A 20,465-nucleotide genomic window follows, 5' to 3' on the forward strand; every position below is an offset into this window, starting at 1 on the left:
CCCTAGTGGGCATGACTTCGCGTTACCTCCGTATTGCTCTCGCCGCCCCTGCCCTTGCCGGCGGCATTGCTCTATCCGCCGCACCTCTGACGCTCGCCGCCGTCGATGCTGTGCAGGCTCAGGCCCCGGCAGCCACCGGCGCGTCCGTCGCACCGACCGGCCTGAGGGACAAGGTCACCGACGACGCCGGCGTACTCTCCGGGGGAGAAAAGTCGCAGATCGAGGACGCGATCGTGCAGCTGCAACAGTCGAAGCAGCTCAACGCCTACGTGGTGTATCTGGACACCTTCGGCGACGACGACCCGGCCGCGTGGGTACGCGAGGCCGTCACGGAGAAGGGGCCGAACACCGCGGTGATCGCTATTTCACCGGGCGACGGCAAGTTCAACGTGAACGGTGGCTCCCAGTGGAGCTCTTCCGCGATCGACTCAATGTACAACTCCGCCTACTCCCAGCTGGCGCAGAAGAACTACGGCGCGGCGGGCCTGGACGCCATTAACGCCGTCAACGGCTCCACTGACGGCGAGGGCGCCGCGATCGTGGCTGGTGGTCTCGGCGCCGCGGCACTTGCTGGCGGCGGCTTCTGGCTCTACGGCCGCAACAAGAACAAGAAGGCGGACCAAAAGCAGCTCGCCTCCGCGCGCGAGCTCAGCCCCGGCGACACCGATTCGCTTGGCCGTCTGCCCACGCCGACGCTGGAGCAGCTCGCCCAGGACACGCTCGTCCACACCGACGAGTCGATCCGCGTGGGCAAGGAAGAGTTGAAGGTCGCCACTGAGGAATTCGGCGCCGAGCGCGTGCGCCCGTTCACGTCCGCGATGAACCAGGCCACCTCCGCCCTGCAGCGCGCATTCAACATTCACCACCGTCTCTACGACGCCATCCCGGAGACAGAGCCGGAAAAGCGCGCCATGCTCATCGACATCATTTCCTCCTGCGGCCAGGCGGAAGAGGCGCTCAACAGCAAGAGCGAAGAATTCCAGAACATGCGCAACGTTCTCATGAAGGCTGACCAGGAGATCGATGCGATCTTCCAGCGCACGGTGGACCTGCGCGCTCGCGTCGAGCCCGCTCGCGCGACGTTGAACGACCTGCGCGCGACCTACTCTGAGCAAATCCTCGAATCCATCAGCCGCAACGTGGACGTCGCGCTCGAATCCATCGACGAGGCGGAAAAGCAGCTGGAGCAAGCCCGCAGCCTCGCCGCACAGCCGGCCGGCAAGCAAGGCGCACTCGTCGATATTCTCCGCGGTGCCCAGCACACCGTCGAGGTCGCCGACAACAATTTGGACGCCATCGAGCACGCCGACGCGAATATCCAGACCGCGCGCACGAACCTGCCCGCCCTCATCCAGGAGATCAAGGACGAGCTGCGGGAGATCGAGGATCTCAAGGCCGAGCGTGAGCGCGGCGCGCGTATCGACGTCTCCGCTCTCGACTCCATCTCCTCCCGCGCCCGCCAGGAACTGAGTGTCATGGGCAACCGCGAAGAGACCGACCCTCTGGCGCTGTTCATGGAGTTGACCCAGCTGGACACGGACATCGATGCTGAGATCGACAAAGCCCGTGGTGTGGCCAGCGACCAGAAGCGCCAACTGCAGCTCCTCGACCAGCAGCTGCAGGTCGCTGCCGCCCAGATCCAAGGTGCACAGGACCTCATCCAGTCCCGTGGCCGCATTATCGGCTCCCGCGCCCGCGGCTTGCTCGCCGAATCCGGCCGCCAGTTCGCGGAGGCACAGAACCGCCGCATCAAGGACACCCGCGGCGCGATCGAGTACGCCCGGGAGGCCACGAACACCGCCCGCCGGGCGGCGCAGGCTGCGGAGAACGACATCGATAACTACCGCCGCCGTCAGACCTCCCACTCCATGAACAACATGGCCAGCGCGATCATCTGGGGCTCCCTGCTCTCCGGAGGTGGCGGCTTCGGTGGCGGATACGGCGGCGGCTTCGGTGGAGGCGGCGGTGGCGGCTTTAGCGGTGGCGGAGGAGGCTTCGCCGGCGGAATGGGCGGCCGCGGCGGAAGCTTCTAGCCCGTGCTAGATCCTGGTGGCGCGCCCGGGCGTGTCCATCAGGGTCAGCGCCCAGGTGATGAAGACCAGGTCGGGCAAAGGTGCACCGTCGAAAAGCTCGACGTGCAATTCCGTGCCTCTGCGAGGCGATGTGCGCGCGACAACGACGCCGTCGTCGACGATGGTGCGCGACTGGCTGAAGGTGCTGTCCCTCTGCGCGCGGTAGCGCCGCGATCCGCACCGCGCGGTGAGCGTGCCCGTGTTCAATCCGCGCATACGTATCTGGAAGGGCTCCTCGCCGGATGTTCCCCTGACTTCCCAGCGCAGCGCCCCTGCTGTGTGGGAGACCTCGATGACCTTCCCGTCGACGGTGAGCTGATTATCCGCCGTGACGGCCGCGACGACGGTGTCGTCGGCGAGAAGCGTCGCCCCGTACCACACCGCGCTGATCATGTGCCTGTCCCCCATTGTTGCTGTGCTTGCTGTTCTTACTGGGGTGCGACGAACCACACGACGACAATGAAGACGCTGAGCAGCACCAAGAAGGCGATGAGCGCCGTCGAATTGGTCATCTTGCGCGCTTCGAGCACGAGCCGACTGGCCCACGCGAGCGCGACAATGTCCACGGGTGCCAGATCGGTTTCCCCCTCGAATTCTAGGATGGCGCGGCGCACCCCGTTGTGGTCAGAGGTGAACTGCCCTACCTTCTGCCCCGCGGCACCGTCGATGATCCAGTTCTTGGAGGTCTCCGCAACCATCACGTACTGCCGCTCATCCACCGTGACCGGGATCTGCTTGTCGCGACGCAGCGAACCGTTGACGCGGACCACTTCGCGGCCGCCCTGCGTCGCCACAGCGCCGCCTTCCGGGGTGGTCACCAGGTCCCACACCTCGCCAGAGATGAGCTCGGCGCGATCGTGCGTGAACTTCGCCAGCGCGTCCGGGCCTCCCTCTGCGAGCAGAACGGGTGCCTCACGGTCCGCGCGATCCCAACTGACGTAATGCATGAGCCCCAGCTCCTAGCAGCCGATCAGGCGCGCGGCCAGGTAGGACTCCAGCTCATCGAGCTTCACGCGCTCCTGCTCCATGGTGTCGCGCTCGCGCACCGTCACCGCCTGGTCCTCGAGAGAGTCGAAGTCGTAGGTGACGCAGAACGGGGTACCGATCTCATCCTGGCGGCGGTAGCGGCGTCCGATCGCACCCGAGGTGTCGTAATCGACATTCCAGTGCTGGCGCAGCGTGTCCGCGAGCTCCTGCGCCGGGCCGGACAGCTCCGGCTTCTTCGACAGCGGCAGCACGGCCACTTTCACCGGCGCAAGACGGCGGTCGAGTTTGAGCACGACGCGGGTGTCCACCCCGCCCTTGGCGTTCGGAGCCTCATCCTCGTGGTAGGCGTCGATAAGAAAGGCCATCATCGCACGTCCCAGACCGGCGGCCGGCTCGATGCAGTACGGAATCCAGCGCTCGCCCGACTCTTGGTCGAAGAAGCTCAGGTCCTCGCCGGATGCCTCCGCGTGCGTCTTCAGGTCATAGTCGGTGCGGTTGGCCACACCCTCGAGCTCGCCCCACTTGGAGCCCTGGAAACCGTAGGCATACTCGATGTCCACCGTGCGCTTCGAGTAGTGCGACAGCTTTTCCTTCGGGTGCTCGTACAGTCGCAGGTTGTCCGGGTTAATACCCAGATCGATGTACCACTGGTGGCGGTTGTCGATCCAGTACTGGTGCCACTGCTCGTCCTCGCCAGGTTTGACAAAAAACTCCATCTCCATTTGCTCGAACTCGCGGGTGCGGAAGATGAAGTTGCCCGGGGTGATCTCGTTGCGGAAGGACTTGCCTGTGTTTGCGATGCCGAACGGCGGCTTCATGCGCGACGACGTCATCACATTCTTGAAGTCGACGAAGATGCCCTGCGCCGTCTCCGGGCGCATGTAGTGCAGACCCTCTTTATCGTCGACGGGGCCCAGGTAGGTCTTCATCAGGCCGGAGAACTCACGCGGCTCGGTCCAGTTGCCGGGCTGGCCGGTCTCCGGGTCGTTGATGTCCGCCAGACCGTTTGCCGGCGGGTGGCCATGTTTCTCCTCGTAGGCCTCCAGCAGGTGGTCCGCACGGTAGCGCTTGTGGGTGTGCAGGGATTCCACCAACGGGTCGGTGAACACGTCGACGTGGCCGGAAGCGACCCAAACCTGCGGCGGGAGAATGATGGAGGTATCCACACCCACGACATCATTCCGGGTCTGCACCATGTGCTTCCACCACTGGCGCTTGAGGTTCTCCTTGAGTTCCACGCCCAGCGGACCATAATCCCATGCGGACCGGGTACCCCCGTAAATCTCGCCGGCCGGGAAGACCAGGCCGCGGCGCTTGCACAGGTTCACAACGGTATCGATCACGGTCGAGGCCATGGGTAAGTCCACTCTCCTGAAAAGTTCGGTGAAACAGCTAAATGGCGCATCTAACGCCTCGCCGACGTTAGGCAACGCAGACAAGTGTAGCCGTTGCGCTAAAGCGCAGGTTCAACGGCCGGAATCAGAAAAATGGGGCACGCGAGCTACAAACCAGGACACCGGATTAGTAAACTTGAAGTTCATCTGAAACCTTCTGCGTAACCGGCGCGGAAAGGGTATACCCGTTACGCCCCACCACGTGCAGCGCCCCGGAAATGAAAGGATGCCGGATGAGCCACCCCGCGAACTGGTCCGGGGAGAAGATGACTCGGACGTCGGAAATCATCGGTGCACTCGATTCCCCTCTGCGTCTGCGGATCCTGTTGCTGCTGAGCGAGCGCGACCACGTGGTGCACGAACTGGTGGACTCGTTGGACAAATCCCAACCCCTTGTCAGCCAGCACCTCCGCGTGCTCAAGAAGGCCGGTCTTGTGGATGCCACTCGTTCTGGCAGGGAGGTGGTGTACCACCTGGCTGTACCCGGTGTGATCGCCACGCTCGAATCCCTGTCCACGCTCCCCCGCCAAGCGGATGACGATCTGGCAGCACGTAGGCAACGCACCCCGGACTTCATCGATGCGACAGAGAGCACAGGCTCCGCGGCGGCATTCGGCCCGCTGCCGGATAGCATCCCGGAACGTGATCCGGGCCTGACTCCGAACACACCGGCACCACCGATGTAAAAGGCGGGCCCTAAGGTAGAAGGTATGACTACTCGGCCGGCCAAGAAGGACGCTCCCCCGAAGATCGGCGCGCGCAACACACGCCAACGCAGCGCCGTGGTGGATGTCCTGCAAGACATTGACCGGTTCGCCTCCGCCCAATCAATCCACCGGGAACTGTGCGACCGCGGGCAAAAAGTCGGCCTGACCACGGTCTACCGCACCCTGCAAACACTGACTGAGGTGGGTGCCGTCGACGCGTTGAATTCCGACACCGGCGAGACTCTCTACCGCCACTGCCTGACCGACCGGCACCACCACCACTTGGTGTGCACCAACTGCGGCCGCAGCGAGGAGATCGAAGGTGGCCCGGTCGAACAGTGGGCGAAAGAGACCGCCGAGAACTACGGCTTCGAGCTCAGCGGGCACGACGCGGAGATCTTCGGCGTGTGCGAGAACTGCCAGCAGAACGCTTAAGCGCCCACCACCGCGCCGAATACGGCGCCCAGCGCATACGTCACCAATGCCGCGGCTAGGCCTATCGCAAGCTGGCGGAATGCGCGCAATGCCGGCTTCTTGCCGGACAGCAGACCGGTGATGCCACCGGTGATCAGCAACGCCCCCGACACCAGCACCAGCGCCACGACCGCCCCTACCGTCGGGCCGGCCCCGAAGAGAAACGGGATGATTGGGACGAATGCACCCGTGGCAAAGAAGATGAATGAGGCGATTGCAGCGGACCATGCGCCACTGGAGTCGGTGTCCCCCGGCTCCAGCCCGTCCTCCACATGATGGTGCTGGTGGCCGGTCATCAGGGACCAGAACACGTTCTTCGCCTGCGTGTCCGCCTCCTCGGCGCTCATTCCGCGGGCCCGGTAGACCAGAGCGAGCTCATTCTGGTCCATATCCAGCATCGGTAGCAGGTCGCGGGCTTCGGGGGCGGGCGTCGATGCGTCGAGAAGCTCGGCCTGGGATTTCACCGAGACATACTCCCCCGCCGCCATCGACAGCGCGCCGGCGAGTAGGCCGGAGATACCCGTGAGAAGGATGAAATTTGAGGACACGCCCGAGCCCATCACTCCGAGCACCAGCGCAATGTTGGACACCAAGCCGTCGTTCGCGCCGAACACGGCCGCGCGGAAAGAACCGGAAAGCTTCTCGCGGCCCTGCGCGGCGAGCGCTCGGACCACTTCCGCATGCATCGCCTCGTCGGCCGCGATTTCGTCCGGGGCATCCTCGTCCTCAAGGTACGGGGAGCGCTGCTCGGAGGTCTGCATCAGCGCCAGCGCGAAGACGGGCGAGACATTTCGCGCGAGGAAAGCCATGAAGCGCGTGTGCAGGTCCGGCTTGATGGGCATGCCCACCTCGGGGCCGAGTTTCTCGCGCCAGTATTTCTCGTGGCGCGATTCAGCATCGGCGATTTCTTCGAGGATTTCCCGCTCGTCGCCTTCCCGTTTCTTAGCCAGCTCGCGGTAGGTGGCGGCCTCTGCACGTTCGTTGGCTAGGTACTGCCGCCATTTGCGGATCCGGCTGCGGGTGGGTTGTTGAGCAGTCGTGTCCGTCATTTCACTCCTCCGAACCGGCGGTCGCGCCGCGCGTATTCTAGCACCGCGCCGTACAGGTCCTCCGCGGTGAAATCGGGGAACAGGATATCGCGGTACACCATTTCCGCGTACGCGGACTGCCATAGCAGGAAGTTGGAGGTGCGCTGCTCACCCGACGGCCGCAAGAACAGGTCCACTTCCGGCATGTCTGGGCGGTAGAGCCAGTTGCTTATCGACGCCTCATCGATCTGCCCCGGCTTCACCTCCCCATTCGCCGCCGCGGTGGCGATGCGTCGGGCGGCATCGGCGATCTCCGCCCGTCCGCCGTAGTTGATGCACATGGCCAGTGTGAGTCCCGTGTTGTTCTTGGTCAGCTCCTCTGCGGCCTCCAGCTCGCGGATCACCGAACGCCACAGGCGTGGGCGCCGACCAACCCACACGATGCGCACATTCTTTTCGTGCAGCTGGTCCCGCTCCGCGCGCATGACATCCCGGGAGAACCCCATGAGGAAGCGCACTTCTTCGGGGCGGCGCCGCCAGTTCTCCGTGGAGAAGGTGTAGGCAGAAAGCCATTCGACGCCGCCGAGCTCGATGCAGGCGTCCACCATGTTCATCAGCACTTTTTCGCCGGCACGGTGGCCTTCGGTCCGCGGCATGCCGCGTTCCTGCGCCCAACGGCCGTTGCCGTCCATGACCAGTGCGATGTGGCGGGGGATGAACTCGCGGGGAATCTCGGGGATAGTGCTCACTCGGCCTATTATGCCTGCTCCATGATCTTCAACGACGACACGGCCGTCTCCACATTGAACTGCAGGTGGGAAATGCACAGGCGGTGCACCTGCGCCGCCGTTGTCTCGGTGAGCTTGTCCCGCGCGGCGCCGAGGTATCCCCCGGTAAGCAGCCACATGATGTGCAGTGTGTCTTCTTCCACGTCGAAGGACCCGGGCGGCCGGCAATGCACGCAGGCCGCTCCGCCGACCGCCGGGTGGAAGGCGTGGTGCGGACCTGGGCGGCCGCACTGGGCACAATCGAACAAGCTCAACCCCCACCCGGCGTGCGCGGTGGCGCGGAGGATGAATGCATCGAGGATCAGTGTCGGGAACTCCGCATCCTGCAGCTCCGTCAAGGATGTTCCCACCTCCCCGAACAGGAAAGAATCCGCCTCGTCCGTGTAGCTGAGTTTCTCCGCGGCCTCGAGCACCGCGCACGCTGCGGTATACCGGTCGAAGTCCTCGATGATCCCGCGGCCGTAATAGGCCACGGTGTCCACCTGGGTGATCGTGGCCAAGTTGCGCCCCGGGTAGAGCTGCACGTCGATGTCCACGAATGGCTGCACCCGGGAACCGAAACGGCTCTTGGTCTTGCGCACGCCTTTAGCCACCGCCCGGACCAGCCCGTGGTCGCGCGTGAGCAGCACCACGACACGGTCGGCTTCGCCGAAGTCGTACGTGCGCACGACAAAGGCGCGGTCCCGGAAACTGGGTCTGGACGCCACTTTAGAACCCGAGACGCCCCAGGTGCTTCGGGTCCGACTGCCAGTTCTTTAACACCTTGATGCGCAGATCCAGGTACACATTCTGGCCGACGAGCTCCATGATTTGCTTGCGCGAGCGCTGGACGATGCCACTCAGGCGGCGGCCGTCCCGTCCCTCGATGATCGCCTTCTGCCCCGGGCGTTCCAGGTAGAGCACTGCGTAGATCTTGGTTCGTGTGTTGCCCCGCTCATCTGTTTCCGGCAGCATCTCGTCGATCTGCACCGCCACCGAGTGCGGCAGCTCGTCGCGCAAACCACGCAAAGCTTCCTCGCGGATCAGCTCCGCGATGCGTGTCTCCATATCCTCGTCGGTGACGTGGCCTTCGGGGTAGAACCGCGGCCCCTCCGGAAGGTGGGATGCCAAAACGTCGAGCAACACATCCAGCTGCACGCCCTCGGTCGCCGATACCGGCACGACGTCTACGTTCTCGTTGCCGGTGGTTTCAACCAGCAGCTCGTGAAGCCGCATGAGCTGCTCGCCGACCTGATCCTTGCTGGCGCGGTCGAGCTTGGTCACAATTCCCACGATCGGGGTGTTCGGCTTGGTCTGCCGCACCGCGTCGAGGATCCAGCGATCGCCCGGCCCGATCTTCTCGTTCGCGGGAATGGTCAACCCGATCACATCGACATCGGCGAAGGTGTCCTTGACCACCTCGTTGAGGCGCTCGCCGAGCAGCGTGCGTGGCCGGTGCAGGCCGGGCGTGTCCACGACGACGATCTGAGCGTCCTCCCGGTTCACAATGCCGCGGATCGGGTGGCGGGTCGTCTCGGGCTGGTCCGCCATGATGGCGATCTTCTCGCCCACCAAGGCATTCGTCAGCGTCGACTTTCCTGTGTTCGGGCGGCCGACGAAGCTGACAAAGCCCGACCGGAAGCCGTCCGGGGTGTCGGTGAACTGGGAAAGGTGGTCCATGCCTGCTGATGGTACGGCACTGAAACTGTCTTTCGGCTCCACGATGAGGCCTTGTCGCTCCACCAGTGGCAGCCCGGCGAAGCTGTTGTCCAGCCGCTGCGTCTGCTGCGCCGCCACGACCATGCCGTAGAGAGTGCCGGCGATGTGCTCGAGGCGGTCGGCCGGTGCTTCGTCGATAAGCGCGGTGTACATCGCGGCGGCGAGGTCCCCCGCACCGACGACATTGCCGCCGATCCGTGGTGTCTCCACGTACCAGGCAGAGTCCTCGGAGATGTCCAGCATCCCGATCGTGTCCGGGTTCCCAGTGTCCACGCTGGTAACCAGCGCTCTGCTTTTCAGCGAGCGGGCCGCGGAGATTGTGTCCTCAATGCTGTTCAGCTCCCGGCCTGTCAGCAGTGCCAGCTCCCACTGGTTCGGGCAGATCGCGTCGGCCAACGGGATGATCTCGTCTTTGAAAATGGCGGGAATGTCGTCGTCGACGAATGAGCCCACCTTCGCGTTGCCGATCACCGGGTCACACACCCATTCAGCATCCGGGTTGGCGCGCTTGATCTCCCCGACCGCCTCGACGATGACGGAGGCCAGCGAGGGGGAGCCGAGATAGCCGGTCACGACGACGTCGATAAGCGGGTACGCGAAACTCATCCCGTCCAGCACATCCGCGACATGCTTCGGGGCGATCTTGGGCCCGCGCCACGAGGGGTACTCCGTGTGGTTGGAAAAATTCACTGTGTGCACCGGCCAGACCTCGTGACCGAGGCGCTGCATCGGAAACACTGCCCCGGAATTACCCACGTGGCCGAAGGAGACGGACGACTGGATCGAGAGGATATTCACAGCGCGCGCACCTCAAATTGCATCTGCGGCTGCGCGAACGCGTCCTGCGATTCGACCAACAACAGCTCCGGCGCATTCTCCTCGTAGGTGGCCTCGAGCATGTCGAACACGCTCGACGCCGTCTTGGCCAAAGCGTCCGCTGCATCGCCTGTTTCCGCGTAGTGCCCGGTGAACAAGGCGCACGCGACGTCCCCGGAGCCGTTGCGCTTGAACGGAAGCCGCGGGGTTTGCACGATCCACATCCCGTGCTCATCAGCCGCGATCATTTCTAGTGTTTCGTCCGGCTGGTCGGGGCGCTCCACCGAGGTCACCAGCACGGTGCTCGGCCCCATTGCTCGCGCCGCTTCAATGGCTTCCACCGTCGATTCCAGATCGGTGGCGGTCTTCTCCGTCAAATACCCTAGCTCGAACTGGTTCGGGGTGATGATGTCCGCTGCCGGCACGACGGCGTCCCTGAGCAGCGGCGGAATATTCTCCGACACGTGGCACCCGGACTTCGCATTGCCCATCACCGGGTCGCACGCATAGAGCACTGCAGGGTTCTGAGCCCGCACCTTTTCCACTGTCTCCACAACCACCCCAGCAATGTCGTCGCCGCCCAAATAGCCGGAGAGCACCACATCAACCTCTTTCAACGCACCGCGGTCGTCGATCCCCGCGATCACCTCCCGCACGTCTTCAGCCGGGATCATCGGGCCTTTCCACGCGCCGTAGCCGGTGTGGTTGGAGAAATTCACGGTGTAAACCGGCCACACCTCGTGTCCGATCCTCTGCAGCGGAAAGACCGCCGCGGAATTGCCCACATGGCCGTATGCCACCGCCGACTGGATGGAAAGGATGTTCTTCATGCACCTATTGTGCACTGTCGTCGGGGGCATCCTCGTCACGGGGCTGCGAGGGGACGTCGATAAGCACGGTGCGCACCTTCATACGGCCCCGGCGGTCCCTGCCGCCTTCCGCCGTGAAACGCAGGCCCGCGACCTCCACATACGATCCCGGTAGGGGGACACGGCCGAGCTCATAGGACAACAGGCCCGCGACCGTTTCGACGTTGTCTGTTACCTCCTCATCGAATTCCAGCTCGTAATCCAGCTCGTCGTCGAGGTAATCCACCAAATCGTCCAACGGCAGACGCGCCTGCGCCCGGTAGGTCCGGTCCATCACCAGCTCGATCGGCGCTTCCTCGTCCGCGTCGTACTCGTCGGTGATCTCCCCGACGATCTCCTCGAGGATGTCCTCCATGGTCATCAGCCCCGCGATGCCGCCGTACTCATCCACGAGCACCGCGATGTGCGTCTGCTCCCGCTGCATCTCCGCCAGCAAGTCGTCGAGCGGCTTGGAGTCGGGGACGAACATGGGCTCGCGCATGAGGTCGGTTACGGACACGCCGCTGCCGCCGTCGGTGCGGTTGTACGTGCGCTCCACAATGTCCTTCAGGTAGATCACGCCGACGATGTCGTCGACACTCTCCCCGATCACCGGCACGCGCGAGTGGCCCGAACGGATCATCAGGTTCGCCGCTTGGCCGGCGGTCTTCTCCGCCTCAATCCACACCATCTCCGGGCGCGGCACCATCACCTGGCGCGCGTGCGTGGTGGCCAGGTCGAAAATGTTCTGGATCATGCGGTGCTCCACCGTTTCCACCACGCCCTGTTCCTGCGCGATGTCCACTGCTTCGCGCAGCTCCACGTCGGTGGCGTACGGGTTCTCCAGCGACTCCTCGCCCGGAGTGACCAGGTTGCCGATCCAGATGAGCAGCTTCGCCACCGGGCCCAGCACCACGTACACGACCGTCAAGATCTGCGCGGCACGTAAAGAGATCGAGTACGGGTTCAGCTTGCCCGCCCGGCGCGCGATCACGCCGATGATGCCGAACCGCATGAGCGTCACCGCCAGGATCGCGGCGGTGATGGCCCATCCGCGCGACGGGATCAGGTCGAAGGCCGTCAGCAGCGCGAACACCGCGGCGAGCGTGTCCAGCACCGTCTGGATCAGCGCCAGAAGCCCCAGGTGGTTCGACCGCGCATCAACGACGCGCAAAAGAGAGGGAGCGCCCCCGACCTCGTCTTTCACCATCGACTCCACGCGCGCACGCGAAATGGGCACCAGCGCGGACTCGAGCATCTTCATCACGCCCGCACCCAGCAGGGAGAAAAGCGCAACGAGCAGGTACGTCACCCACAGTTCCACAGCGGCTACTCGCCCCGCTTTTCGACGAGCCCGTCAAGCTCCTGCCTGTCCGCCGCCGACGGGAATGCGTGTTTCCCGGCCGGCTTCGGCTGGTACTCCACACCGCGGGCAGAAAGATCGTCGTACCAGTCGGCGAGGATCTCGTTCTGCAGCGCGAACATCTCCCGCTCGTCTACCGGCGTGGCGTGGTCGTACCCCAGCAAGTGCAGGCACCCGTGGACGGTCAGCAGCGCCATTTCGTGGCCGAGCGGGTGACCGGCGGCGTTTGCCTGTTTCCGGTCGTAATCGGGACACAGGATAATGTCCCCCAGCATCGACGGACCAAAAGGCGTCGCGTCCGGCCGCCTGGAGCCCGGGGTGAGCTCGTCCATGGGGAAGCTCATCACGTCGGTGGGACCGGGCAGATCCATCCAGCGCATGTGCAGGTCCGCCATCGTCTCCGAGTCGACGCAGGTGATGGTCATCTCAGTATCGGGGTGGACGTCGAGGGCGGTGAGGGCGAACGAGGCGACGTCGATAAGCATCTCCTCGTTGACATCTGCCTCCCCGGACTCGTTGAGGACCTCGATGCTCATGCCTTGTCTCCCTCTTCTTCTCGTTGGGCTCTGCGTGCATCATAGTGGTCGTAAGCGGCGACAATGCGACCCACAAGCTGATGCCGCACCACGTCTTTCGCGCCGAATTCCTGGAAGTGGATGTCCTCGACGTCCCTCAAGATACGCCTAGCCACCCGCAAGCCCGACTCGATGCCACGCGGCAGATCAACCTGCGAAATATCGCCGGTGACCACCATCTTCGAGCCGAAGCCAAGACGCGTCAGGAACATCTTCATCTGCGCCGGGGTGGTGTTCTGCGCCTCATCCAAAATGACGAAAGCATCGTTCAGCGTGCGCCCGCGCATGTATGCAAGCGGCGCGACCTCGATGATGCCGGCCTCCATCAGCTTCGGGATCATCTCGGGGTCGAGCATGTCGCGCAATGCGTCGTACAAGGGGCGCAGATACGGGTCGATCTTGTCGTTCAGCGTGCCGGGCAAGAACCCGAGTTTCTCCCCCGCTTCCACTGCCGGGCGGGTGAGAATGATGCGCTTGACGTCCTTAGCCTGCAGCGCCTGCACTGCCTTAGCCACGGCCAGGTACGTTTTGCCGGAGCCGGCGGGGCCGATCCCAAACACGATGGTGTTCTCGTCGATCGCGTCGACGTACTCCCGCTGCCCCGCCGTCTTCGGCCGGATGATCTTCCCACGGCGAGCGACGATTTCTTGGCCGAGGATCTCCGCGGCCGATTCCGGCATGTCCGTGGCCATGATGTCCACCGCGTGCGTCACCGCATCAGCAGTGATGACAATGCCGCGGCGAGCCATCGCCTGGATCTCGGAGAGCACGCGCACCGCGTGCGCCACCTCCTCGACCGGGCCGCGCAGCATGACCGTGGTGCCACGGGCGAAGAGATCCACACCGAGCACATCGTTCAGCGTGCGCAGATTCTCGTCTGTCACACCCAGCACAGCCTGGGCAAGTTCAGGGTCGAGCTCGTAGGAGCGGGTGACCAGTTCTGCCATGCGGTTCACCCTACCAGCGGGAAAGTGCCCCAATGGCACTCAATCCGGCGAACGCGGCCGAGGCCGTGCGCAATACTTCGGGGCCGAGCTTCACCGTCATCGCGTTCAAGAGCTCCAGTTCGTCCTCGTCGATCCCTCCCTCAGGGCCGACGATGAGAAAGATGTGCCCGGTGTCGAGATCGAGTTCGCTGAGCTTCTTCTCAGCGTCCTCATGGAGCACCACCGCAGTCTTTCCCGCGATCAGCTCCGCCAACTGGTTCGTGGTCACGGGCTCGTGCACCTCGGGGATCCAGGCGCGCCGCGACTGCTTCGCCGCCTCCCGCGCCGTGGCCTGCCACTTGTCCACGTTTTTCTGAACCTTGGCTCCCTGCCACCGCGCGATGGTCCTGTGAGAGATCCATGGCACAATCGCGTCCGCCCCGCCCTGCGTGGCTAAATCAACAGCAAGCTCTGCCCGCTCCGATTTCGGGATTGCCTGCACCACCGTCACGGTCGGGCGCGGACGGGGAACTTTTGTGAGCTCCACGACTGTGCCCGCCAACTGGTCTTTGCCAGCCAGCGACGTCACTTCGACCTCGGCGAGGGTCCCGTGGCCGTCGGCAAGCATCACGTGCTCCCCGACTTGAATCCGCTTGACGGTGACGGCGTGGCGGCCTTCAGGTCCGTCGAGCCTTCCTGTCGCCGGGTCTTCAGCGAGGAAATACGGCAGACTCATTAGCGACGGAAGCGGTCGCGCAGACGGGAGAAGAAGCCCTCGTCCTGGCCGGCTTCCTCCTCGACGAATGCAGCGCCCTCGTGGCTGTCGCGCAGCTCCTCCAGGCCGCGGCGCTGCTCTTTGGTCAGGTCGGTGGGAACGACGATCTGGACGTGAGCGACCATGTCGCCGGCACCCTCGCGGCGCAGACGCGGCATGCCCTCGCCTTTGAGCACGATTTCTTCCTCCGGCTGGGTTCCGGCAGGAATGTCGATGGCGGTTGCGCCTCCCGCCAGGTTCTCCACCTCGACGGCCGTCCCCAGCGCCGCGTCGTACATCGGCACGTTCACCTTCAGGTGCAGGTTGTCCCCTTCGCGGACGAACACCGGGTGCGGCTCCGTCTCTACCTCGACGTACAGGTCGCCTGCCGGGCCGCCGCCGTGGCCGACCTCGCCCTGGCCGGCCATGCGGATGCGCATGCCGCTGACAATGCCCGCCGGGATCTTCACGGAAATGTCTCGGCGCGAACGCACGCGTCCCTGGCTGCCACACTTCTGGCACGGATCAGTGATGATCTCGCCGAAGCCGGAGCACTTCGGGCACGACGTCGTGGTCATGATGTTGCCCAAGAACGACTGCTGCACCTGCTGCACCTGGCCCTGACCGCCGCACTCGTCGCACGTGACCGGCTTGGACTCGGACTCGGAACCGGTGCCGTGGCAGTGCTCGCAAATCACCGCGGTATCGACGGTGACATCTTTCCGGGTTCCGGAGAACGCCTCGGCCAACGTGATCGTCGTGCGCAGCAGCGCGTCGTTGCCCGGCTGCACACGGGACCGGGGGCCGCGGCCGGAAGCTCCACCGCCTTCCCCGAAGAAGGCCTCGAAGATGTCCCCGAAGCCAAACCCGCTTGCACCGCCGCCAGCTGCCTGGCCCTGTTCCATCGGGTCGCCGCCGCGGTCGACAATGCTGCGCTTGCGGGGATCCAGCAGGACTTCCTGCGCCACAGAGATTTCGCGGAATTTCTCCGCGGCCTCTTCCGTGTCGTTCACGTCCGGGTGGTACTTGCGCGCCAGACGCCGGTACGCCTTTTTGATCTCGGCGTCGGTGGCCCCTTGGTCCACCCCGAGGATTCCGTAGTAATCGCGAGCCATCTATATTCCTTCGGTTCTCAGCTAAATCTGTCTAAAACTGTTTTCTTCTAACATTGTCGGCGAAGCGTTTCATCCGCCCTCTTCACCGGCCAAAATGTGGCTGATGTAATGGGCCACGGCGGCGACCTTTTGCATGGTACCGGGGTAATCCATGTACGTCGGACCGAGCACTCCCAGCCCGCCGAGCGTCTCGCCCGCCGCGCCGTAGCCGGTGGTGACGATGCTGGCCTTAGCCAATTCCTCGTCCTCGTTCTCCGCACCGATGACCACCGACACGTTCCCCAGCTCGGGGAGGTTGGCCAACAGTTTCAGCACCACGACCTGTTCCTCGAGCGCCTCCACGACGCTGAGCAGATCCGTGGTCATGGGTACCAGGTTCGCGGCACCCGCGATGAGTACCCGGTCGCTCGGGCTGTCCACCAGTGTGTCGATGAGCACCGAAATCGCGCGCTTCAAAGGGTCGGCAATGGGAGCGGGCGCGTCGTCGACAAGCAAGGCCAGAGATGTGGATGCATCCCCCATAGTCTTGCCCGCCAGCGCCCGGTTCAACAGTTCCCGTAGCTGCGTCACCGCGTCTTCGCCGATCGGGACCGACAATTCCACATTGCGCTGGTCCACACGGCCGTTGTCCGTGATGAGCACGAGCAACAAGCGCGTCGGCGTCAGCGCGACGACCTCGCAGTGCTTCACCCGCGAGACCGCAAGCGTGGGTAGTTGCACCACCGCCGCCTGGCGTGTGAGTTGCGCAAGCAAGTGGGCGGAGCGCCGCATCACGTCTTCGAGGTCGACGGACGACTCGAGGAATTCCGAGATCGCCCGCCGCTCCGGCACCGATAATGGCTTCACGTCGTTGATCGCGTCGACGAACGCCCGGTACCCCTTCTCCGTGGGCACGCGTCCGGAGCTTGCGTGCGGCTGTGCGATGTAGCCTTCCGTTTCGAGGACAGCCATGTCGTTGCGGATCGTCGCCGAGGAGACCTTCAGCTGGTGGCGCTCCACCAAGCGCTTCGAGCCCACCGGCTCTTGGGAGGAAATGTAGTCCGCAACGATCGCGCGCAGGACCGCTTGCCGGCGCTCGCGTGCGACACCCGCCATACCTGGCACTCTCCTTCCTCGACTGCTAAGTCACGAGTGTAGCGCCCACGTCACTCCGCGGCCAAGATGTCCGTGATCACCCCGTCGATGAGCAGTCTTCCGGACGCTGTCGCGAAAATCCGCCCGTTTTCTTCCGCCAGCACGCCGCCGCGCACGTGCTTATCGACGACCCCCTGGCCCCCTGATCCGACCCACTCCCGCGGAATCCCCTCCCGCAGCCGCAAGCCCAACATGATCTGCTCGAAATGGTATTCCCCGTCAGAGATCGTCTCGCTGCCGTCGATGGGGAGAACTCCGTCAGTCAACATCATGTTGTATTTTTCCGGGCGCTTCACGTTGAAGTACCGGAATCTCTCCACGGTTCCGTGCGCCCCCGGTCCCGCACCCCACCAGCTACCGCTGCGCCAGTAGATCAGGTTGTGCTGGCACTGCCCACCGGGCTTCGCCCAATTGGACACCTCGTACCAGTCAAAGCCTTCCCCCTCGAGGCGCTCCGCGATAATCTCGTAGCGGTCGGCGTAGACCTCCTCCTCCGGGGCCGGCAACTGCCCCGAGCGGATCTTCCGGGCCATCGCTGTGCCGTCTTCCACGATCAACGAATAGGCAGACACATGGTCTACATCGGCACTCAGGACTGCATCGAGACTCTTGCGCACATCGTCGTCCGTCTCCGTCGGCGTGCCGTAAATGAGGTCGAGGTTCACGTGCTCGAAGCCGGCCCGTTTAGCCTCTTTCGCCGCCTCCACCGCACGGCCCGGAGTATGCCGCCGGTCCAGCACTCTCAGCACAGGTGTCGACGCGGACTGCATGCCCAGAGACACCCGCGTGAATCCCGCTTCCCGCAAACCCTCGAAATATTCCGGGTCGGTCGACTCCGGATTGGATTCGGTGGTCACCTCGGCATCTTTGGCGAGGCCGAACGTGTTTCTGATCCCGTCCAGAATCCTGCCGAGCCCGTCTGCCCCCAGCAACGACGGCGTCCCGCCGCCGATGAAAACAGTTTCGGCGGCCAGACCCACTTTGTCCGCCGCCAGCTCGAGCTCCCATTCCAAAGAGTCCAAATAAGCTGCGTAGCTCGATTCCGTCTCCGACGGGGTGTAGGTGTTGAAGTCGCAGTACCCGCAACGGGTCGCGCAGAACGGGACGTGGACGTAGACGCCGAAACTCATGCCCCGCGCCGCGACCGCTTCGCCGCCACCTTGGCCACGATGGCATCCACGCGGGCGCGCTCCTCGAGGAATTTCGGTGGATTCGAACCGCGCATTGCGCGGGTGAATCCCGGATGCTCCGCAGCAACGGCATCGAGCCAGCCGTCCACAGCCGACTCCACCAGCTCCCCAACCCGCGCATAGAGGTGCGGCAACGACACCGCCGCCAGGTTCTGGGCCACCATGTCGGTTTGTTCGAGCGTGTAGTCCACTACTTCCTCGAGGTGCTGGACAATCAGGTCGGTGCGCTGCGCGCACACCTCCGTCATCGCTTTGACCGGAGAAGGAGAACTTAAGGGGAACAGTTCGAACAGGCCTGCCGCGTCCAGCGGCTCGGGTTCCGGCAGCCGCTCGCTGGCGGGAAGAGCCGCCGAAATCGAGCCCGCCTTCACGCCCGACACTAGGGCCTGGCGCAGCCCGATCAGCTCTCCCACCACGCGGCGGGCATCAGTGCGGGCATCATCAACGATCTCAGAGAACTCGGCCAAGCAGTCGTCGGTAAGCTCCCCGTCATAATCGGCGATGGCTTCCGCAATGTGCTCTATGTACTCCGCGACCTCGTCGCCGATGTTGTAGACCTCTTGGGTCAACTCGCGGTGGCGCAGCGTCGCGACAGTCCGGTGCACACTGGCCCCCTTTTGCTCAAATCCTGTTGTGACGTTCGAGCGTTGACTTTAGGCCAGAGTCTCACAGCGTTTTGTACGGCGCGCCGGTGTTAACGGTAAAGCCGCTCAATCTGCTTCGCGTAGTTGTCCAGCACCACCTTGCGCTTGACCTTCATCGTCGCGGTGATCTCGCCGTTCTCCTCACTCAAATCTCTCGTGAGGATGCGGAATTTCTTGATCTCCTCGGCGTGGCTGACCGTCTTGTTCGCCTCATTGATCACGTCCTGGACAGCGGCGCGCAGCTCCGGGGTCTTCACCAGCTCCTTGAGCGGACGGTCGCCCATGTTGTTCTGCTTGCGCCAGCGCTTCAGCTCTTCCTCGTCGATGGTGACCAGCACGCCGACGAAGGGCTTGCCGTCGCCCACGATGACAGCCTGGGAGATCAGCTTGTCGGAGCGGATAATGTCCTCCAGCGGGCCCGGTGAGATGTTCTTGCCGCCGGCCGTGACAATCAGGTCCTTCTTGCGGCCCGTGATCGTCACGTATCCCTCGTCGTCGATCTCGCCCAAGTCACCGGTCACAAACCAGCCGTCGACAATCGCTTCGTTCGTGGCTTCCTCGTTGTTCCAGTAGCCTTTGAACACGCCGTCGCCCTTGAAGCAAATCTCGCCGTCCTCGTTGATCTTGACCGAGTAGCCGTTGTTCGGCTTGCCCACGGTGCCGATCTTGGTTCCGCCCGGGTAGTTGACGCAGGCAGCAGCGGCAGTCTCTGTCAGACCGTAGCCCTCGTAAATCGGGATGCCCACGCCGCGGAAGAAGTGCAGCAGATCCGTCGAGATCGCCGAGCCGCCGGAGATGGCGAGCGCCGCCTGGCCGCCGACAGCATCGCGGAGCTTCTTGTACACGAGTCGGTCGAACACCTTGTGGCGCACGCGCGAACGGAGCGAGAGCCTCTCCCCCGAATCCATCGCCTTAGAGTGCTCGATAGCGACCTTCTCCGCCTCGAGGAAGGTACGCGCAGAGAAATCGGAGCTCTCCGCCGCCTTGTTGTAGGCACCGTCGCGGACCTTTTCGTACACGCGGGGAACACCGAGCAGCATTTCCGGCTCGAAGCGCTGCAGCGCCAGCGTCAGGGTCCGCATATCCGACCAGTGCGCCTGGTGCGCGGCGCCCATCGCGCTCGCCAGCGCTACTGAACGCGCCAAGACGTGCGCCAACGGCAGAATCGTCATGTAGTGGGTGGCAGTCTTGTCGTTGATCAAGTGGCCGATCGGGTTGGTCAGCAGGGCCTTGGCCTGCGACGCCCACACCAGGTGGGTGAGGATGCAGCCCTTCGGGCGACCGGTGGTTCCCGACGTGTACACCAGCGACGCTAAGTCGTCGTGCTGGATCTTAGAGATGCGCTCGTCGATCACCGAGTCCTCGACCTCCCGGCCGTCAGTGGTCAGCGCACCCACGGCACCGGTGGCGAACGACAGCGAACGCTTCAACTGGGACGGGGAGTCCTGCAGCGGCGGCGTACCATCCTCACGCAGCACCAGGTGGTCGTAGAGCTGACGGTTCGCTTCGGTGTCGGTGATGGCGAGCTTCGCGCCCGAGTCCTCCACGATCCACTGCACCTGGTGCGCCGAAGAGGACGGGTACACCGGAACGCTGGCCGCGCCCGCCGCCCAAATGGCGTAGTCGAGCAGCGCCCACTCGTAGCTGGATTCACCCATCAGAACCACGCGGTCGCCCTGCTCCACACCGTTAGCGACGATGCCCTTCGCCACGGCGCGCACTTGGTCAGCGAACTCCTTGCCCGTGACCTCGATCCAGTCGCGGCCTTCCGGCCGGGAGAAGAACGTCTGGTCGGGGTATTTCTCGCACTGGGCGAGCATCATGGTCAAGCAGTTGTCACCCGGCCCCAGCTTGAACTCGGCGGGTTTGGTGAAGACTTTGGACTCTTGTGCGGTCACGGTAAAACCTCCCTCGGTGTGGGCTATCTAACAATGACCGTACTATTGCCCTAT

The 20,465-nt window shown here is 64.0% G+C and carries 20 protein-coding genes and 1 pseudogene; 3 read left to right on the top strand and 18 right to left on the bottom strand.

Annotated elements, in window-relative coordinates; genetic code table 11:
* Positions 1-11 precede the first annotated feature (11 nt).
* Positions 12-2,033, top strand: coding sequence for a TPM domain-containing protein (locus tag QYQ98_RS03330; RefSeq protein WP_302007348.1), 2,022 nt, complete (start codon positions 12-14; stop codon positions 2,031-2,033).
* A gap of 6 nt (positions 2,034-2,039) precedes the next feature.
* Here the strand turns inward: QYQ98_RS03330 and QYQ98_RS03335 are convergent, their stop codons facing one another.
* From QYQ98_RS03335 to QYQ98_RS03345, 3 genes are read right to left on the bottom strand one after another with little or no spacing between them, the layout of a single operon-like run.
* Complete coding sequence (locus QYQ98_RS03335; RefSeq protein WP_302007349.1) at positions 2,040-2,480, bottom strand: hypothetical protein; 441 nt, start codon at positions 2,478-2,480, stop codon at positions 2,040-2,042.
* A 20-nt stretch (positions 2,481-2,500) separates the two neighbouring features.
* On the bottom strand, positions 2,501-3,019 hold the full coding sequence (locus tag QYQ98_RS03340; protein WP_302007350.1) for a hypothetical protein: 519 nt from the start codon (positions 3,017-3,019) through the stop codon (positions 2,501-2,503).
* A 12-nt stretch (positions 3,020-3,031) separates the two neighbouring features.
* On the bottom strand, positions 3,032-4,414 hold the full coding sequence (locus QYQ98_RS03345) for a glycine--tRNA ligase (RefSeq protein WP_302007351.1): 1,383 nt from the start codon (positions 4,412-4,414) through the stop codon (positions 3,032-3,034).
* A gap of 272 nt (positions 4,415-4,686) precedes the next feature.
* Between QYQ98_RS03345 and QYQ98_RS03350 the strand changes: the two genes are divergently transcribed.
* Both QYQ98_RS03350 and QYQ98_RS03355 read left to right on the top strand, forming a co-directional pair.
* Positions 4,687-5,139, top strand: a complete 453-nt coding sequence (locus QYQ98_RS03350) for a helix-turn-helix transcriptional regulator (RefSeq protein ID WP_302007352.1) — start codon at positions 4,687-4,689, stop codon at positions 5,137-5,139.
* Positions 5,140-5,163: 24 nt separating this feature from the next.
* A complete protein-coding gene (locus tag QYQ98_RS03355) occupies positions 5,164-5,595 on the top strand; it encodes a Fur family transcriptional regulator (RefSeq protein WP_302007353.1) in 432 nt (143 codons plus the stop codon).
* Here QYQ98_RS03355 and QYQ98_RS03360 read toward each other — a convergent pair.
* The 15 genes and pseudogenes from QYQ98_RS03360 to QYQ98_RS03430 form a co-directional block, all read right to left on the bottom strand.
* The gene (locus QYQ98_RS03360; protein WP_302007354.1) at positions 5,592-6,683 is read right to left on the bottom strand and encodes a VIT1/CCC1 transporter family protein; all 1,092 of its coding nucleotides are present in this window, start codon (positions 6,681-6,683) and stop codon (positions 5,592-5,594) included. The two genes, QYQ98_RS03355 and QYQ98_RS03360, sit on opposite strands and share 4 nt — an antisense overlap.
* Positions 6,680-7,420 carry an isoprenyl transferase gene (locus tag QYQ98_RS03365; protein ID WP_302007657.1) on the bottom strand — a complete coding sequence of 247 codons (741 nt, stop codon included), beginning with the start codon at positions 7,418-7,420 and terminating at the stop codon, positions 6,680-6,682. The genes QYQ98_RS03360 and QYQ98_RS03365 overlap by 4 nt, the downstream gene beginning before the upstream one ends.
* On the bottom strand, positions 7,420-8,157 hold the full coding sequence (recO, locus tag QYQ98_RS03370; RefSeq protein ID WP_302007355.1) for a DNA repair protein RecO: 738 nt from the start codon (positions 8,155-8,157) through the stop codon (positions 7,420-7,422). The genes QYQ98_RS03365 and recO overlap by 1 nt, the downstream gene beginning before the upstream one ends.
* A 1-nt stretch (position 8,158) precedes the next feature.
* Positions 8,159-9,109, bottom strand: a complete 951-nt coding sequence (era, locus tag QYQ98_RS03375; RefSeq protein ID WP_302007659.1) for a GTPase Era — start codon at positions 9,107-9,109, stop codon at positions 8,159-8,161.
* 27 nt (positions 9,110-9,136) lie between these two features.
* Positions 9,137-9,946, bottom strand: a pseudogene (pdxY, locus tag QYQ98_RS03380) (pyridoxal kinase); the annotation flags it as partial.
* Entirely contained in the window at positions 9,943-10,794 is an 852-nt protein-coding gene (pdxY, locus tag QYQ98_RS03385; RefSeq protein ID WP_302007356.1) for a pyridoxal kinase PdxY, read from the bottom strand. The gene pdxY (QYQ98_RS03385) and the pseudogene pdxY (QYQ98_RS03380), both read right to left, overlap by 4 nt.
* Before the next feature lie 4 nt (positions 10,795-10,798).
* The gene (locus tag QYQ98_RS03390; protein ID WP_302007357.1) at positions 10,799-12,136 is read right to left on the bottom strand and encodes a hemolysin family protein; all 1,338 of its coding nucleotides are present in this window, start codon (positions 12,134-12,136) and stop codon (positions 10,799-10,801) included.
* Positions 12,137-12,141: 5 nt separating this feature from the next.
* Entirely contained in the window at positions 12,142-12,711 is a 570-nt protein-coding gene (gene ybeY, locus QYQ98_RS03395; protein WP_302007358.1) for an rRNA maturation RNase YbeY, read from the bottom strand.
* The gene (locus tag QYQ98_RS03400; protein ID WP_302007359.1) at positions 12,708-13,697 is read right to left on the bottom strand and encodes a PhoH family protein; all 990 of its coding nucleotides are present in this window, start codon (positions 13,695-13,697) and stop codon (positions 12,708-12,710) included. The genes ybeY and QYQ98_RS03400 overlap by 4 nt, the downstream gene beginning before the upstream one ends.
* A gap of 10 nt (positions 13,698-13,707) precedes the next feature.
* Positions 13,708-14,412: a 16S rRNA (uracil(1498)-N(3))-methyltransferase gene (locus tag QYQ98_RS03405; RefSeq protein ID WP_302007360.1), complete on the bottom strand. Its 705-nt coding sequence runs from the start codon at positions 14,410-14,412 to the stop codon at positions 13,708-13,710.
* On the bottom strand, positions 14,412-15,545 hold the full coding sequence (gene dnaJ / locus QYQ98_RS03410; RefSeq protein ID WP_302007361.1) for a molecular chaperone DnaJ: 1,134 nt from the start codon (positions 15,543-15,545) through the stop codon (positions 14,412-14,414). The genes QYQ98_RS03405 and dnaJ overlap by 1 nt, the downstream gene beginning before the upstream one ends.
* A 69-nt stretch (positions 15,546-15,614) precedes the next feature.
* A complete protein-coding gene (hrcA, locus tag QYQ98_RS03415; protein WP_302007362.1) occupies positions 15,615-16,640 on the bottom strand; it encodes a heat-inducible transcriptional repressor HrcA in 1,026 nt (341 codons plus the stop codon).
* A 50-nt stretch (positions 16,641-16,690) separates the two neighbouring features.
* The gene (hemW, locus tag QYQ98_RS03420; RefSeq protein ID WP_302007363.1) at positions 16,691-17,809 is read right to left on the bottom strand and encodes a radical SAM family heme chaperone HemW; all 1,119 of its coding nucleotides are present in this window, start codon (positions 17,807-17,809) and stop codon (positions 16,691-16,693) included.
* Positions 17,806-18,474: a hypothetical protein gene (locus tag QYQ98_RS03425; protein ID WP_302007365.1), complete on the bottom strand. Its 669-nt coding sequence runs from the start codon at positions 18,472-18,474 to the stop codon at positions 17,806-17,808. Before QYQ98_RS03425 ends, hemW begins: the two co-directional genes overlap by 4 nt.
* A gap of 89 nt (positions 18,475-18,563) precedes the next feature.
* Complete coding sequence (locus tag QYQ98_RS03430; protein ID WP_367881636.1) at positions 18,564-20,411, bottom strand: long-chain fatty acid--CoA ligase; 1,848 nt, start codon at positions 20,409-20,411, stop codon at positions 18,564-18,566.
* Positions 20,412-20,465 lie beyond the last annotated feature (54 nt).

It is taken from the genome of Corynebacterium sp. P3-F1 (genome assembly GCF_030503635.1).
Taxonomy (GTDB): domain Bacteria; phylum Actinomycetota; class Actinomycetes; order Mycobacteriales; family Mycobacteriaceae; genus Corynebacterium.

Excerpts from the sequence above, each read along its gene's own strand:
- QYQ98_RS03330 (WP_302007348.1), top strand. The coding sequence starts at position 12 with ATGACTTCGCGTTACCTCCGTATTGCTCTCGCCGCCCCTGCCCTTGCC.
- QYQ98_RS03335 (WP_302007349.1), bottom strand. The coding sequence starts at position 2,480 with ATGGGGGACAGGCACATGATCAGCGCGGTGTGGTACGGGGCGACGCTT.
- QYQ98_RS03340 (WP_302007350.1), bottom strand. The coding sequence starts at position 3,019 with ATGCATTACGTCAGTTGGGATCGCGCGGACCGTGAGGCACCCGTTCTG.
- QYQ98_RS03345 (WP_302007351.1), bottom strand. The coding sequence starts at position 4,414 with ATGGCCTCGACCGTGATCGATACCGTTGTGAACCTGTGCAAGCGCCGC.
- QYQ98_RS03350 (WP_302007352.1), top strand. The coding sequence starts at position 4,687 with ATGAGCCACCCCGCGAACTGGTCCGGGGAGAAGATGACTCGGACGTCG.
- QYQ98_RS03355 (WP_302007353.1), top strand. The coding sequence starts at position 5,164 with ATGACTACTCGGCCGGCCAAGAAGGACGCTCCCCCGAAGATCGGCGCG.
- QYQ98_RS03360 (WP_302007354.1), bottom strand. The coding sequence starts at position 6,683 with ATGACGGACACGACTGCTCAACAACCCACCCGCAGCCGGATCCGCAAA.
- era (WP_302007659.1), bottom strand. The coding sequence starts at position 9,109 with ATGGACCACCTTTCCCAGTTCACCGACACCCCGGACGGCTTCCGGTCG.
- pdxY (WP_302007356.1), bottom strand. The coding sequence starts at position 10,794 with ATGAAGAACATCCTTTCCATCCAGTCGGCGGTGGCATACGGCCATGTG.
- ybeY (WP_302007358.1), bottom strand. The coding sequence starts at position 12,711 with ATGAGCATCGAGGTCCTCAACGAGTCCGGGGAGGCAGATGTCAACGAG.
- QYQ98_RS03400 (WP_302007359.1), bottom strand. The coding sequence starts at position 13,697 with ATGGCAGAACTGGTCACCCGCTCCTACGAGCTCGACCCTGAACTTGCC.
- QYQ98_RS03405 (WP_302007360.1), bottom strand. The coding sequence starts at position 14,412 with ATGAGTCTGCCGTATTTCCTCGCTGAAGACCCGGCGACAGGAAGGCTC.
- dnaJ (WP_302007361.1), bottom strand. The coding sequence starts at position 15,545 with ATGGCTCGCGATTACTACGGAATCCTCGGGGTGGACCAAGGGGCCACC.
- hrcA (WP_302007362.1), bottom strand. The coding sequence starts at position 16,640 with ATGGCGGGTGTCGCACGCGAGCGCCGGCAAGCGGTCCTGCGCGCGATC.
- hemW (WP_302007363.1), bottom strand. The coding sequence starts at position 17,809 with ATGAGTTTCGGCGTCTACGTCCACGTCCCGTTCTGCGCGACCCGTTGC.